Raw genomic sequence first — 13,690 nt, forward strand, 5'->3', positions numbered from 1 at the left:
AACGACATGTAGTGTTGCCGAAAAACAACACAAGTGCAGCGGTGAGATTATCGCACGGGCCGCGCCGCTGCCCGCCGAAGCGTATTGCGCCGCTACCACCCCCCGCTATGGTGCGGGCAGTTGTGGCGCGCCCGCGCCGCTGGTCCACACGCTTATCGCAGAAGGCCGTTTCATGACCCTGTCCCGCTCCTCGCGCCGCCTGACACTGCTCGCCGGCCTGTCGCTCCTCGCCATGACGCCCGCTCACGCGCTGGCGCAGGGTGCGACCGCCATCGCCGCACCCGCGCCGCTGTCCAGCCTGGTTTCGAAAGTCGACATTCCCTATGAGGAGTTCCGCCTGCCCAACGGGCTGCGCGTCATCGTCCATACCGACCGCAAGGCGCCGGTGGTGGCGGTGTCGGTCTGGTATCATGTCGGATCGCGCTACGAGCCGGCGGGCAAGACCGGCTTTGCCCATTTGTTCGAACATCTGATGTTCTACGGATCGGAAAATGCCGACGGACCGTTCTTCGCCCGGCTGGAGGATATCGGCGCGACCGACTGGAACGGGACGACCTGGTTCGACCGCACCAATTATTTCGAAACGGTGCCGACCGGCGCGCTGGACCGCGCGCTGTTCCTGGAATCCGACCGGATGGGCCATCTGCTGGGCGCGGTGACGCAGGTGAAGCTGGATACCCAGCGCGGCGTCGTGCAGAATGAAAAGCGCATGGGCGAAAACGAGCCCTATGGCCTGGTCGAATATGCGCAGCTTGCCGCGCTGCTGCCCGAAGGCCATCCCTATCGCCATTCGACCATCGGATCGATGGCGGACCTGAATGCCGCGAGCCTGACCGACGTGCAGGACTGGTTCAAGACCCATTATGGCCCCAACAACGCCGTGCTGGTCCTGGCGGGCGACATCGACCTTGCCACCGCGAAGGCGAAGGTCGGCAAATGGTTCGGCAACATCCCCGCTGGGCCTGCGCCCAAGGATGTCGATGCGACCGTGCCGACCCTGGCGAAGGACGCCGAGGTGACGATGCACGACAATGTCGCGGCGACCCGGCTGTACCGCAACTGGATCGTGCCCGGCGTGAATTCCGCTGACCTGCCGCAGCTTGACCTTGCCTTGACCGTGTTTGGCGGGCTGGGATCGTCCCGGCTGGACAATGTACTGGTGCGCGACGAGAAGGTTGCCGTTGCCGTCAAGGCCAGCGTCCAGCCGTTCGAGAAGCTGTCCATCGCCGAGATCACGGTCGACGTGAAGCCGGGCGCGGACCCGGTGGCTGTGGGCAAGCGACTGGACCAGTTGCTGGCCGACTATCTGGCCAAGGGGCCGAGCGCCGACGAGGTGCTGCGGGCCGCGACCCGGCAGGCGTCGGGTACGATTTCGGGGCTGGAAAAGGTCGGCGGCTTTTCCGGCAAGGCGGTGACGCTGGCCGAGGGCGCGGTCTATTCCGACGATCCAGCCAAATATAAGAAGGATCTGGCGATCTACGCCGCCGCGACGCCGCAGTCGGTGAGCGAGGCCGCACGCAAATGGCTGGGCCGGCCGGTGCTGCGCCTGACTGTGGCGCCGGGCGAGCGCAGCGCTGCGGATAACGCGCTGGCGGGCAATGCCAGGGACGGCGATGCGACCCATCATCCGGCCTATTTCCAGCAGCCGGGCGGGTCGTCCCCGGTGGCGGGCAGCCCCCCTGCGCCCACGAAAATCGCCGAACCGCCGATCGAGCCGGTCAAGGATCTGGACTTCCCCGATGTCGAGCGCGCGACCCTCAAAAACGGGATCAAGGTGGTCTTCGCGCGGCGGACGGCGGTGCCGACCGTGCGCGTGTCGGTGGCGTTCGACGCCGGCAATGCGGCCGACGACAAGGCGAAGCTGGGGACAGCGGGGCTGACCGCCGCGCTGCTCGATGAAGGCACGGCGAGCCGTACGGGCAAGCAGATCGCCGAGGAGCAGGAACGGCTGGGCGCGTCGATCAGCGCGGGCAACAATATGGACCGCACGACCGTAGGCCTATTCGCGCTGAAACCCAACCTCGACGCGTCGCTGGGCCTGCTGGCGGACGTGATCCGCAACCCCGCCTTCAAGCCCGAAGAGGTCGAGCGGCTGCGCGGACAGGTACTGACCCGGATCGCCGCGGAGAAGACCGAGCCGATGGCGATCGCGCAGCGGATGCTGCCGCCCCTGCTCTATGGACAGGCGCACCCCTATGGCATCCCCTTCACAGGCTCCGGCACCGAGACCGGCGTCAAGGCGGTGACGCGCGCCGATCTCACCGCATTCCACGACAGGTGGCTGCGCCCCGACAATGCGACGATTTTCGTGGCGGGCGACGCGACGCTGGCCGACATGATGCCGTTGCTGGAAAAGCGGTTCGGCGACTGGAAGGCCCCGGCCGCTGCCAAGGGCATCAAGACGTTCCGGATGGACCGGATGATGCGCCCGGCGCGCATTGTGCTGGTGGACAAGCCGCAAAGCCCGCAGTCGTTGATCCTCGCGGGCCTGCTCACCAACAAGAGCGGCACCGACAATCCGGTGACGCTGCAGACCGCGAATGAGGTGCTGGGCGGATCCACCTCCTCGCGGCTGTGGATGGACCTGCGCGAAACCAAGGGGTGGGCCTATGGCGTCGGCACGGCGCTATCGGGGGTCAAGGAGACCATCCCGCTGCTGGTCTATGCCCCGGTCCAGACCGACAAGACGGGCGAATCCATCATTGCCGTGCGCAAGGACATGAGCGACTATCTGACCGCGCACGGCACGACGGAGGCCGAGCGCAACCAGACGATCAATGGCCAGATCCTGTCTCTGCCCGGCAGTTTCGAGACATCGTCCGACCTTCTGTCCGCGATGATGCGCAACGACCTGATCGGCCGGCCGGACGATTATTATGAAACGCTGCCCAAAACCTATCGCGCCATGACTGCCGCCGACCTGGACAAGGCGGCGCGCGAGGCGATCAACCCCGACCGGCTGATCTGGGTCGTGGTGGGCGACGCGAAACTGGTGCGGCCCCAGCTTGACGCGGTGGGGCTGCCGGTGGAAATGGGCACATTGGCGGATTGACGATAACGTAAAGGAGATATGGGATGGCTACCGTGGATGGCGCATATGATTGCGTGGCCAAGACGCCGATGGGCGACCAGAAAGGCGTGTTCACCGTCATCAGCAGCGGCGACCGCTTCAACGGCACCTTTGCGGGGATGATGGGATCGCTGGACGTGGTGGACGGCCAGGTGGCTGGCAACAAGCTGAGCTGGAAAATGGAAATGACCATGCCCATGCCCATGACGCTGGAATGCGAGGCAGAAGTGACGGGCGACAGCATCACCGGAACGATGCAACTGGGCGCATTCGGGGCGTCGGCCTTCTCCGGCACCCGCCGCCCCTGACCGGCCCCGGCAGCGGCTGATAAAAACGCCCCCGCCAGGACGCGGGGGCGTTTTTTTTGTTTGTGAGACAGCGAAGTAGACAGCTCCATCTTGATATAATTCATTAGTTAGCTAACTAATGAATATGCCTGCCCTCGACCCACAGCGCGCATTGGCGCATAAAATGGCCCCCGTCGCGCGCAACTGGCGGCGGCTGGCCGACGAAGCGCTGGCGGAACTGGGCGTGTCCAACAGCGCGGCCTGGTGCCTGCTTCATATCGAGCGGGACGGCCCGACGGTGCGACAATCCGACCTGGCCGAGTCGCTGGATGTCGCTGGCCCGTCCCTGGTCCGCACGCTTGCGCAGCTGGAAAGCGCGGAGCTGGTGGAACGCGCGCAACATCCCAACGACAGGCGTGCCAATCTGATCGGACTGACGAAAAAAGGCGAGGAACTGGCCGGGCGGATCGAAGCACGGCTGGCGGACCTGAGAGCCGACTTGCTCAAGGACGTCCCCGACGATGTGGTGGAAGTCGCCGTATGGCTGTTTGACCTCCTCAACCTGCGCATCAAGGAATATAGGTTGCGGTCATGAGCGAACGGTTCGGTCTGCCTGCCGCGCTTTTTTCACTCAAATGCCTGCTGGCTGCCATGCTGGCGCTGTTCGTGGCGTTGAGCATCGGTCTGGATCGGCCCTATTGGGCATTCCTTACCAGCTATCTGGTCGCGCAGCCCATGGCAGGCGCGGTCATATCCAAGGCGGTGTTCCGGACGATCGGAACGCTGGCGGGCGCGATATTTTCCGTCGCGGTCGTGCCGCCGCTGGTCAACGCGCCTGAATTGCTGGTGCTGGCGATGGCATGCTGGCTGGGGCTGTGCGTGTTCGTGTCGCTGCTCGACAGGACGCCGCGATCCTACATGTTCGTGCTGGCGGGCTACACCGCCTGCCTGATCGTGTTTCCCGATGTCGGTACGCCGCAGACGATCTTCACCGTCGCGTCGCTGCGGGTACAGGAAATCCTGATCGGCATTGCCTGCGGCAGCCTGGTCCACGGGGTTGTGTTGCCCGGATCGGTCACCGGCGCTCTGCTGGCAAGGGTGGAGAAGATGCTGCGCGACGCCGAGCGCTGGTCGCGCGACGCCATCGCCGCCCATCCTGTCGAGGGGCTGGATGCCGAGCGACGGCGACTGGCGCAGGACATCACCGAACTGCACCAGATGTCGATCCACCTGCCCTATGATATCAGCCGGCAGGCCCCTCGCATCCGCACGGTGCGCGCGTTGCAGGACCAGCTGTCGCTGCTGCTGCCGCTGGGCGCGGCGGTGGAAGACCGGCTGGCCCAACTGACCGCCGCGAACGGGGGCGTCGTGCCGGACCGGGTCAAAGCGCTGATCGCCGATGTGCGCGACTGGCTCGATTCGCCGACCGTCGACAATGCGACGCGGGCGGAAAATGCACAGGCGCTGATCGACCGATGCGCCGAGATGGAGCCGCCGCTACGGGCCGTCACGGGATGGGCGGACATGATGCGGCTAAGCCTCTTTGCGCGGCTGGCGACGCTGATCGCGGCGCATCGCGACTGTCGCGACCTGGCGGATCAGATGACGACGTACAGCCGCGCGCCGCTGACTCCGCGCGTGGCGCAATTGCTCGCCGGGCGCGGCGACCGGGCGCTGCATCGCGACTATGCGGGCGCGGCCCGCGGCGCCTTCGGCGCGTTCCTGACCATCATTGTCGGCAGCGCCATATGGATCGGCAGCGGATGGCAGGATGGCGGCACCGCCGTCATGCTGGGAGGCGTGTTCCTGGCGCTGTTTTCGGCAGCGGACAATCCGCTGGCCCCGCTCAAGGGCTTCATGATCGGCACGCTGGCCGCGACCGCGCTGGGCGCTGTCTATGGCTATGCCATCATGCCGCGGCTCGACGGGTTCCTCATGCTGGCGATGGCCTATGCCCCGCCGCTCCTCCTGCTGGGTGCGATGATGGCCTCGCCCCGCTGGATGGGTATCGCCCTGCCGACGCTGCTGGGATTGGCTAGTCCGGTGCTACTGTCCGACCGCTATGTCGGGGCGTTCGCCAGCTACGCCAATGGCGCGGTAGCGCAGATGGTCGGCATATGGTTCGCGATCGTCATGGTCGGGCTGCTGCAGTCGGCCGGGGCCGAGGGCGCGATCCGGCGGACGGTGCAGGCGGGATGGCGGGACATCGCGACGCGCGCCACGCTGATGACCCCGCCCGACATGCGGGGGTGGATCAACCGCATGCTCGACCGTATCGCCCTGCTCGCCCCACGGCTGGCGGCAACCGGGCAGGACAGCGGCGCGCCGCTCTACGATGCGCTGCGCGATTTGCGCACCGGCGTCGCCATCGGCGAATTGCGGCAGGTGCGGATCGACCTGCCAAGCGATCAGGCCGCATCCCTGGGCGACGTACTGGATGGCGTGGGCCAGCATTATCGCGGGCTGGACCCCGATGCGCCTGCTCCGGCGGACGGCGCGTTGCTGCACGACATCGACGCCGCGATCGGCGATCTGGCCGCGCATCCCGACGCCGCCGTGCAGCGGGAAGGCGTGCTGGGGCTGGTCAGCCTGCGCCGTAGCCTGTTCCCCGACGCGCCCGGCTATGGGAGGATCGCCGCATGACCGGAGAAATCGCGCTGGGCGGCATATTCGTGCCGACTCTGCTGCTGCTGGCGCTGGTGGCGCTGATCCTTGCCTGGGCGGCGACCCGGCTGATCGGCGCGTTCGGCCTCTATCGCTTCGTCGCCTATCGGGCGGCGGTCGACCTCAGCCTTTTCATCCTCATCCTGGGCGGCCTCGCCCTGATTATCCCCGCACTTGGAATCCGCCTATGAAGTCGATCTTGCCCATGCTGACCCGCAGCGCCGTCACCATCATCCTGGTCATCGCCGCTGCCATCGCCGCGATCTGGATGTGGAACCATTATGAGCGCAGCCCCTGGACGCGCGATGGCAAGGTGCGCGCCGACGTGGTGCGGGTGACGCCCGACATCAGCGGCCTGGTGACGTCCGTGGCCGTGCGCGACAACCAGCAGGTGAAGGCGGGCGACCTGCTGTTCGTCATCGACACGCCGCGTTACGCGCTGGCGCTGGAACAGGCCAAGGCGCAGATCGCGAGCGCGCGCGCGACCCTGGCGCAGGCACAGCGGGAGGCGCGACGCGACCTGGCGCTGGGCGATCTGGTCGCGGCGGAAACGCACGAACAGAATGTCGCGCGGGTGGAAACGGCACAGGCGGCACTGGCCGAGGCGACAAGCGCGCAGGAGGGCGCGGCGCTGAACCTGAAGCGCACTCGCGTACTCGCTTCGGTCAACGGCGTCGTCACGAACCTCGACCTGCATCCGGGCGACTATGTCGGTGCAGGATCGCAGGCTCTGGCGCTGGTGGACAGCGATTCGCTGCGTGTGGAGGGCTATTTCGAAGAGACGAAGCTGGGCCTCATCTGCATTGGCGCGCCCGTGACGGTGCGGTTGATGGGCGAGGCGCAGGACCTGCACGGCCGGGTGGAGAGCATCGCCTTCGGCATCAACGACGGCAGCCGATCCGACTCGGGCAACCTGCTGCCCAATGTCGAGCCGACCTTTTCCTGGGTGCGGCTGGCGCAGCGGATCCCGGTACGGGTGAAGCTGGACCGGCCGCCGCCGGGGCTGCGGCTGATTTCCGGCCGGACCGCGACGGTGACCGTGCAGCCCGCAGACGACAAGACGAAGGCCAAGGCGGGAGATTGCCGTCATGCGTAAGGCTGCGGCGGTGCTGCTGGCCGCGCTGGCGCTGTCGGCCTGCGCCACGGCGGGACCGGATTATCGGCTGCCGGTCCAATCCGCGGCGACGGCGCCGGGCGCGACGGGCACCTTCCACTCTGCCGAAGGCCAACTTTTCTCCCAAGCCGAGCTGCCCGACCATTGGTGGCGGCTCTATGCCGATCCGCGCCTCGACACGCTGGTGGAACAGGCGCTGAGCGCGAACGCCGATTTGCGGCAAGCCCAGGCCAATGTGGAGCGGGCGCAGGCGGTGCTGCGCCTGTCTCTTATACACATCTCGATCAGTACCGGGGTGGATGCGGGGGCGACGCTGGCCCGGCCATCGGGCACGGGTTACAGCCTGCCGGGCGTCGTCGGCTACGACCTTGGGCTGTCGGCATCCTATCCGCTCGACCTCAACGGGCGGATCCGCCGCGCGATCGAGGCGAGCAGCGCGGACGTGGAAGCGAGCGCGGCGGCGCGCGACTATGTCCGGGTGAGCGTGGCGGCCGCGACGGCGCGCGCCTATGCGCAGGTCTGCGCGGCCAATTTCAGCCTGGCGGTCAATCGCCGCGTCGTCGCCCTGCAACGCGATACGCTGGACGCCACACGCCGGCTGGCGCGGGGCGGGCGGGGCACGGCCTTCGACGTGAGCCGGGCGCAGGCGGCGGTGGAGGCGAGCGCGGCCGCCCTGCCCGCCTTCGAAGCGCAGCGGCAAAATGGCCTCTACCTTCTCGCCACGCTGCTGGGCCGGCCGCCCGCCGACTATCCGCGCGAGGCAGAGGGCTGCACCGCTTTGCCGTCCATCGGCCAGCCGATCCCGGTGGGCGACGGCGCGGCGCTGATCCGGCGTCGGCCCGACATCCGGGGCGCGGAAAGAGCGATCGCCGCCGATACCGCGCGGCTGGGCGTGGCGACGGCGGACCTCTACCCCCAGGTCAGCATCGGCGGGTCGGTCGGCCTGTCGGGTCCGCTGAAGGACATTGGCGGCCCGACCAGTTTCGGCTTCAGCCTGGGGCCCCTGCTGAGCTGGAGTTTCCCGAACCGGCCGGTGGTGCGGGCGCGAATCGCGCAGGCGGACGCGCAAGTGCGCGCCGACATCGCCGGATTCGACGCCAGCGTGCTGGAAGCGCTGCGGCAGACGGAAACGGCGCTGGAAAGCTATCGCCGCGACGCGGAGCGGGCGGCGGCGCTGGACCGGGCGCGCGAGAGCGCAGCGACATCAGCGGCGCAGGCGGCGCGTCTGTTCCGGTTCGGCCGGGGCGATTTCCTGTCCTTGCTGGACGCGCAGCGCAGCCTGGCGAGTGCTGAAGTAACGGCGGCTGCGGCGCGCACGCAGTTGGTGCAGGATCAGATCGCCCTGTTCCTGGCGCTGGGTGGCGGCTGGTCCTGAACGGACGCGCCGCCGGTCAGCCGGCCCCCGTTCAACTGCCGTTCGGGCCGCTGCCGTTCGGGCCCGATCCGCTGGCGCCGCCCATACCGCCCGCGCCGACCGCACCGATGTTGCCGAAGATTTCGTCGAACAGGCTGCGATGGCGGCCAAGCGTCGGTGTCTTGTCGCCGGACGGCGAGATACGGGCGACCTGCTCCAGCCCGATACGGTCCACCGCGGCGACATTGCCCGCCGGGTCGAAACGGACGCGCAGCACCGTCTGTTCAACGGGCCGGGGGTTGGAAAAGGCCAGCGATTTCATGCTGCGCGAGACATAATACCAGTCCTGCTCGCCAAATTGCGACACGAAGCTGGGACGGCCCAGCGTCCCTTCCACCGAAGCGCGGTTGTCGATGCCGGGCTGGACCGAATCGACCAGCAGCTTGTCGATCTGATAGCCCTGATGCGTGCGGATGCGGGTGCAGGCCGATGTGCCGAGCAGCAGCGCGCTGAGGCCGACGGCGATGAGGAGTCGCCCGCGACGGGAGTGGCGGCTGAACTGAGGCATGAACTTCTCCGGCGGGGGGCAGCCCGCATACCTTTGGAATCTACGATCTCGCCATTGCATTGGGCGACGCCGCGATCAATATGGAATTGCGCGCGCGCCCACAAGTGGCGCGAGATACCGGACGACGCGCGTCCGCCCGATCCATCCCGAAAAGCCAGCGATACCATGTCCGCACGCCCTTCCTTCCTCCAACGCCTGATGGGACGCGCCGATCCCCGCGAGGCGTTGCGCCCGCTCTACCGTGCCGTCGTCGGCGAAGCGCGCCAGCCGCACTGGTATCTGACCGGCGCGGTGCCCGACACCATCGACGGACGCTTCGACATGCTGGTCGCCATCCTGTCACAGGCGCTGGTGCGGCTGGAGCAACTGGGCGCGCCGCAGGAAAGCGTGTGGCTGACCGAACTCTTCGTCGAGGATATGGATGGCCAGTTGCGGCAGGAAGGGATTGGCGACGTGGTGGTCGGCAAGCATGTCGGCCGGATGATGAGCGCGCTGGGCGGACGGATCAGCGCCTATCGCGACGCGCTGACGCAGGGCGGCGACCTGGGCGAGGCGCTGCGCAGAAATCTTTATCGCGGCGCGCGGGTCGAGGACGGCCCGATCGGGCATGTCGAAGGCGCGCTGCGCGCCCGCTGGACGCGATTGAATTGCCTCAGCCGCGACGCGCTGCTGGCGGGAGACCTTGGATGAGCGTGGCACCGGAATTTTCCCGGATCGTAAAGGCGGATCAGGTGAAACGCATGACCGGCGACTCCCATGTCGAGGCGAACGAGGCCGAACGGACGGCGCTGGCGCGGCGCTTTGGCCTGTCGGCGCTCGACCGGCTCGAAGCGGATTACAGCCTGACGCAGGAGGGGGAGGCGATCCTGGCCCGCGGGCGGGTGCGCGCGGCGCTGGCGCAGCCCTGCATCGCAACCGGCGAACCGGTGGCCGAGACGATCGACACCGAGTTCGCCCTCCGCTTCGTGGTGGAAGGCGAAGCCCTTCCCGAAGGCGAGGAACTGGAGCTGGACGCACAGGATGTCGACACAATCGGCTATGACGGGCAGTCGATCGACATGGGCGAGGCCGTGGCCGAGACGATGGCGCTGGCCATGACCCCTTTCCCCCGATCGCCGGATGCCGACGCCTACCTCAAGGAAGCAGGTGTGTTGAGCGAGGAGCAGGCCAGTCCTTTTGCGGCGCTGCTGGCGCTCAAGGGCGGCGACGGCAACGCGGGCTGACGTTGCCCTTTCGTTCCAGCGCGTGGCATAAGCACGCGCATGGATTCGGGCAGCCGCAAGATCATCCATATCGACATGGACGCCTTTTATGCGTCGGTCGAACAACGCGACGATCCTTCGCTACGCGGGCTGCCCATCGCTGTGGGCGGCGGCGGGCCACGCGGCGTGGTGGCGACCTGTTCCTATGAGGCGCGCAGGTTCGGCGTGCGGTCGGCGATGCCAGGCGGGCGGGCGCGGCGGCTGTGCCCGGATCTTGTCTTCGTGAAGCCACGCTTCGACGTCTATCGTTCGGTATCCGGCCAGGTGCGGGAGATATTCAGCCGCTTTACCGACATCGTGCAGCCATTGTCGCTGGACGAGGCCTATCTGGACGTAACGGTGAATAAGCCGGGCATCGCGTCCGCCACGCAGATCGCGCGGGAAATCCGCGCGATGATCCGCGCGGAGACGGGCCTGACCGCGTCCGCCGGCGTGTCCTACAACAAGCTGATCGCCAAGCTGGCGTCGGACCAGAACAAGCCCGACGGTATCTGCGTCGTGCGGCCGAGCGAGGGCGCGGCCTTCATCGCCGCCATGCCGGTGCGGCGCATCCATGGCGTGGGACCGGTGACGGCGAAGCGGATGCAGGCGCTGGGCATCGAAACCGGCGCGGACCTGCGCGCCCGCGACAGGACGTTTCTGCAAGCGCATTTCGGGAGCGCCGCCGACTATTATTACCGCGCCTCCCGCGGGGAAGACGACCGGCCGGTGCGGGAGCGCGAGGGGCGCAAATCGGTGAGCGTGGAGGATACATTCTTCGACGACCTGAACGAGGAAGAAGCGCTGGTGGCGGAACTGGACCGAATCGCCGACAATTTGTGGGGGCGGATCGAAAAGGCGGGAGCGTGGGGTCGTACGGTTGTACTGAAGATCAAGTTCGCCGATTTCCGCATCATCACGCGGTCGCGAAGCTTTCCAGCCCCCGTGCGGTCAAAGGCGGTGCTGGCCCAGGCGGGGCGCGACCTGCTGCTCGCGCAGTTGCCGCTGCGGATGGGGGCACGACTGCTGGGCCTTGGCATCCACAATCTTGAGGGAGAGGAGGATGTCGAACAGGGCGAGCAGTTCGCCCTGTCGCTTTAGCCCGTCAGAAGGGCAGCCAGTTCCGCTTTTCGGTGAATTTCATGTAGCCGGCGTTGACCCCCAGCCGATAGCCGACGCCAAGGCGGATCGGGATTAGCACCACATCCCCCCAGCGCAGATAGGAGGCGGTAAAGCCGCCGACCAGATAGGCCGTCCCTTCCGCCGCGGGAAAGCGGTGATAGAGGTCCTGCGTGTCGTAGAGATTATAGACGAGGACGAAGGTGTTGGCCGCATTGCCGCCCACGTCGAAGCCGATCGACGGGCCGGTCCAATAGACTTCGCGCTTGCCCTCTATCTTGTGGTTCAGCGTGCCCGAACCGTAGCGCAGGCCGACGACGAATGCGCCCGACGCCTCTCGCCCGGCGATATAGGCGTTGGGCCGGCCCTGATCCTTCAGCACTTTCTCGATGATGCCGGCAAGGCCCTCCGCGCCCTTGCCGAACACACCCTCCGCCGCGCCGATCAGGTCATCCTGCTGGTAGGAGTCGCCGGGCGATATGGAAGCGGGCGGGCTGTTCGGGGTGACGGGCGCGCCGGTGGCGGTCGTCCCGTTCGAAGGAGGAACGCTGCCGGAGGATGGCGCAGGGGCGGCCTGCACAGTGGGGTCGACGCCCGGATCGGTCGGCGTTGCGCGCGCAGGCGGCGCAGGGGCGAGATCGGCGTCTATGGCTGTGTTGGGATCAATGGTCCGAACTTGCGCGGTGGCGGCGAGCGGCGTGAGGCCGATGCCCGCCACGGCTGCGCCCCATGCCACCGTACGCCCGATGCGAACGCCGATGCGCCCGGTGATGCCGATCATGCCGTTATACTCCCCGCGATGCGCATTCCTGCAACAATAGGCGTGCGATTATCGGAAGCGAAGCTGAAACGACAATGAACGAACGGCGACCCGAGTCCATAGCGCGCCCGGCCGAATCCCTTTTCCCGACAAGCCTGTCAAAAATCGCGCCACAGGACCGTTGCCATGCGGCAAAGCCGCCGCTATAGCCCCTCCCCTAGCCACTGCCCGCCTTTCCAGTCGGGCAAATTCGTGCGGAGACGTGGGTGAGTGGCTGAAACCAGCGGTTTGCTAAACCGTCGTAGCCTTAAGGGGCTACCGAGGGTTCGAATCCCTCCGTCTCCGCCAAAACCGCCCCTCCGCCGGGGTGCGCTGGCCATCCGCCTGCAATAACGAACCCCCAGCAGCTTCGGAAAATTTCGACGATGCCGAGGGGAATTACGCTCATCTGGCGTAGCGCTTCCTGCCCTCAAAGCGGTTCGACCTGACGAGTTGCGTGGTGCGCCTTGGGACACGTTCGAGGATTTAGACGGAGCACATCCGTCGTGGCGCATTCCGGCTACCCGGATCAAAGATAATCTTGATCGGAAGGATGAGGTCGACGGCTACGGCAGTTCGTGGACGAGAATGGCAAGCCCAAGCGCCTGCTGACGAGAGCGGCCCTGACGACGCGATCATGAAGGACCTGCGGGGAAAAGGCTGACGACCCGGCGGTTCAAACGGCTCTCGATCAAGTTTCTAAATGTGCTACGCGATGGGCAGGTAGCGCAAGCTTGCCTTAGAAGAATATTTTCGCAAACATAATTAGCGCAAAGCTCATCGCGCAGATCGCATAGGGCCACAGGTGCCGCCGTTCGAGTCAAGTTTTTTACGAAGAAAGTGATAACATCATATGGTGAGCACGAAGCCGCACGGAAAATATGAGCCTAAAGATACGAAAAGACCTGTGCGTAAAGCTGTAGTAATTCTGGGCATGCATCGTTCGGGTACATCTGCACTATCGAATATACTAGTCGAACTTGGTGTAGACGCGCCAGCTAATTTGATGAGTGCCGATGAAAATAACCCGAAGGGTTATTTTGAATCAATGCCGCTATATCTTTTACATGATGAACTTCTCTCTAATGCCGGCACCAGTTGGGATGATTATCGTCCTATCCCCGAAGGTTGGGCCCGATCGCCCAAAGCTAATGAATTTCAAGACCGATTGAAGGAAGTAGTTAAATCTGAGTATGGTAGATCCGGTTTCTTTCTTATGAAAGACCCTCGAGTTTGCCGGCTTGTGCCTCAATGGGTCATAATATTAACTGATATGGAAATTGAGCCTCTGTTCGTGCATACGCATCGCCACCCATTGGAAGTGGCAAGCTCGCTGCGAAAGCGTAACGGGTTCGATATTGGTTATGGGTATTTAGTCTGGCTAAGGCATGTATTAGATGCCGAAGCGGGCGGCCGAGGTGTTAGCGTCCGCGCTCGTGGTGTAATTTTCGGTGGAGATTTAGGTGCTGCTGGT

At 65.8% G+C, this 13,690-nt stretch carries 13 protein-coding genes and 1 tRNA gene; 12 read left to right on the top strand and 2 right to left on the bottom strand.

Going from position 1 to position 13,690, the window contains the following annotated elements:
* Window positions 1–172: 172 nt before the first annotated feature.
* The 7 genes from AX724_RS21920 (at window position 173) to AX724_RS21950 (ending at window position 8,510) form a co-directional block, all read left to right on the top strand.
* Window positions 173–3,052, top strand: coding sequence for a M16 family metallopeptidase (locus tag AX724_RS21920; RefSeq protein WP_066771296.1), 2,880 nt, complete (start codon window positions 173–175; stop codon window positions 3,050–3,052).
* Between the two features lie 23 nt (window positions 3,053–3,075).
* Entirely contained in the window at window positions 3,076–3,378 is a 303-nt protein-coding gene (locus AX724_RS21925; protein ID WP_066771298.1) for a hypothetical protein, read from the top strand.
* A gap of 118 nt (window positions 3,379–3,496) precedes the next feature.
* Window positions 3,497–3,952 carry a MarR family winged helix-turn-helix transcriptional regulator gene (locus AX724_RS21930; RefSeq protein WP_331711469.1) on the top strand — a complete coding sequence of 152 codons (456 nt, stop codon included), beginning with the start codon at window positions 3,497–3,499 and terminating at the stop codon, window positions 3,950–3,952.
* The gene (locus AX724_RS21935; protein ID WP_066771302.1) at window positions 3,949–6,000 is read left to right on the top strand and encodes an FUSC family protein; all 2,052 of its coding nucleotides are present in this window, start codon (window positions 3,949–3,951) and stop codon (window positions 5,998–6,000) included. The genes AX724_RS21930 and AX724_RS21935 overlap by 4 nt, the downstream gene beginning before the upstream one ends.
* On the top strand, window positions 5,997–6,212 hold the full coding sequence (locus tag AX724_RS21940) for a DUF1656 domain-containing protein (RefSeq protein ID WP_066771311.1): 216 nt from the start codon (window positions 5,997–5,999) through the stop codon (window positions 6,210–6,212). The genes AX724_RS21935 and AX724_RS21940 overlap by 4 nt, the downstream gene beginning before the upstream one ends.
* Window positions 6,209–7,117: an efflux RND transporter periplasmic adaptor subunit gene (locus AX724_RS21945; RefSeq protein ID WP_066771314.1), complete on the top strand. Its 909-nt coding sequence runs from the start codon at window positions 6,209–6,211 to the stop codon at window positions 7,115–7,117. Before AX724_RS21940 ends, AX724_RS21945 begins: the two co-directional genes overlap by 4 nt.
* Window positions 7,110–8,510: an efflux transporter outer membrane subunit gene (locus AX724_RS21950; protein ID WP_066771316.1), complete on the top strand. Its 1,401-nt coding sequence runs from the start codon at window positions 7,110–7,112 to the stop codon at window positions 8,508–8,510. The genes AX724_RS21945 and AX724_RS21950 overlap by 8 nt, the downstream gene beginning before the upstream one ends.
* A 31-nt stretch (window positions 8,511–8,541) precedes the next feature.
* On the opposite strand, the gene AX724_RS21955 is transcribed toward AX724_RS21950, so the two are convergent.
* Complete coding sequence (locus tag AX724_RS21955) at window positions 8,542–9,057, bottom strand: outer membrane protein assembly factor BamE (protein ID WP_066771318.1); 516 nt, start codon at window positions 9,055–9,057, stop codon at window positions 8,542–8,544.
* A gap of 165 nt (window positions 9,058–9,222) precedes the next feature.
* Here AX724_RS21955 and AX724_RS21960 point away from each other — a divergent pair, with 165 nt between their 5' ends.
* The 3 genes from AX724_RS21960 to dinB are packed head-to-tail and all read left to right on the top strand — an operon-like array spanning window position 9,223 to window position 11,399.
* Window positions 9,223–9,747: a ubiquinol-cytochrome C chaperone family protein gene (locus AX724_RS21960; protein ID WP_066771321.1), complete on the top strand. Its 525-nt coding sequence runs from the start codon at window positions 9,223–9,225 to the stop codon at window positions 9,745–9,747.
* Window positions 9,744–10,280 (top strand): YceD family protein, encoded by a 537-nt coding sequence (locus tag AX724_RS21965; RefSeq protein ID WP_066771324.1) that lies wholly within the window; start codon window positions 9,744–9,746, stop codon window positions 10,278–10,280. Before AX724_RS21960 ends, AX724_RS21965 begins: the two co-directional genes overlap by 4 nt.
* 39 nt (window positions 10,281–10,319) lie before the next feature.
* Window positions 10,320–11,399, top strand: coding sequence for a DNA polymerase IV (dinB, locus tag AX724_RS21970; RefSeq protein WP_066771327.1), 1,080 nt, complete (start codon window positions 10,320–10,322; stop codon window positions 11,397–11,399).
* A 4-nt stretch (window positions 11,400–11,403) separates the two neighbouring features.
* On the opposite strand, the gene AX724_RS21975 is transcribed toward dinB, so the two are convergent.
* Window positions 11,404–12,198 carry a DUF1134 domain-containing protein gene (locus tag AX724_RS21975; protein WP_066771329.1) on the bottom strand — a complete coding sequence of 265 codons (795 nt, stop codon included), beginning with the start codon at window positions 12,196–12,198 and terminating at the stop codon, window positions 11,404–11,406.
* Window positions 12,199–12,433: 235 nt separating this feature from the next.
* Here AX724_RS21975 and AX724_RS21980 point away from each other — a divergent pair.
* Both AX724_RS21980 and AX724_RS23820 read left to right on the top strand, forming a co-directional pair.
* Window positions 12,434–12,525: transfer RNA gene (locus AX724_RS21980), tRNA-Ser, on the top strand.
* Between the two features lie 547 nt (window positions 12,526–13,072).
* The coding region (locus AX724_RS23820) for a sulfotransferase family protein (protein ID WP_443018778.1) at window positions 13,073–13,690 on the top strand (618 nt) is incomplete at its 3' end.

The sequence above is a fragment of the Sphingobium sp. CCH11-B1 genome (assembly GCF_001556865.1).
Lineage (GTDB): Bacteria > Pseudomonadota > Alphaproteobacteria > Sphingomonadales > Sphingomonadaceae > Sphingobium.

What these genes read in the sequence shown, in the direction of transcription:
- dinB (WP_066771327.1), top strand. Translation starts at nt 10,320, where the DNA reads ATGGATTCGGGCAGCCGCAAGATCATCCATATCGACATGGACGCCTTT.
- AX724_RS21925 (WP_066771298.1), top strand. Translation starts at nt 3,076, where the DNA reads ATGGCTACCGTGGATGGCGCATATGATTGCGTGGCCAAGACGCCGATG.
- AX724_RS21945 (WP_066771314.1), top strand. Translation starts at nt 6,209, where the DNA reads ATGAAGTCGATCTTGCCCATGCTGACCCGCAGCGCCGTCACCATCATC.
- AX724_RS21920 (WP_066771296.1), top strand. Translation starts at nt 173, where the DNA reads ATGACCCTGTCCCGCTCCTCGCGCCGCCTGACACTGCTCGCCGGCCTG.
- AX724_RS21930 (WP_331711469.1), top strand. Translation starts at nt 3,497, where the DNA reads ATGAATATGCCTGCCCTCGACCCACAGCGCGCATTGGCGCATAAAATG.
- AX724_RS21975 (WP_066771329.1), bottom strand. Translation starts at nt 12,198, where the DNA reads ATGATCGGCATCACCGGGCGCATCGGCGTTCGCATCGGGCGTACGGTG.
- AX724_RS21955 (WP_066771318.1), bottom strand. Translation starts at nt 9,057, where the DNA reads ATGCCTCAGTTCAGCCGCCACTCCCGTCGCGGGCGACTCCTCATCGCC.
- AX724_RS21960 (WP_066771321.1), top strand. Translation starts at nt 9,223, where the DNA reads ATGTCCGCACGCCCTTCCTTCCTCCAACGCCTGATGGGACGCGCCGAT.
- AX724_RS21950 (WP_066771316.1), top strand. Translation starts at nt 7,110, where the DNA reads ATGCGTAAGGCTGCGGCGGTGCTGCTGGCCGCGCTGGCGCTGTCGGCC.
- AX724_RS21965 (WP_066771324.1), top strand. Translation starts at nt 9,744, where the DNA reads ATGAGCGTGGCACCGGAATTTTCCCGGATCGTAAAGGCGGATCAGGTG.
- AX724_RS21935 (WP_066771302.1), top strand. Translation starts at nt 3,949, where the DNA reads ATGAGCGAACGGTTCGGTCTGCCTGCCGCGCTTTTTTCACTCAAATGC.
- AX724_RS21940 (WP_066771311.1), top strand. Translation starts at nt 5,997, where the DNA reads ATGACCGGAGAAATCGCGCTGGGCGGCATATTCGTGCCGACTCTGCTG.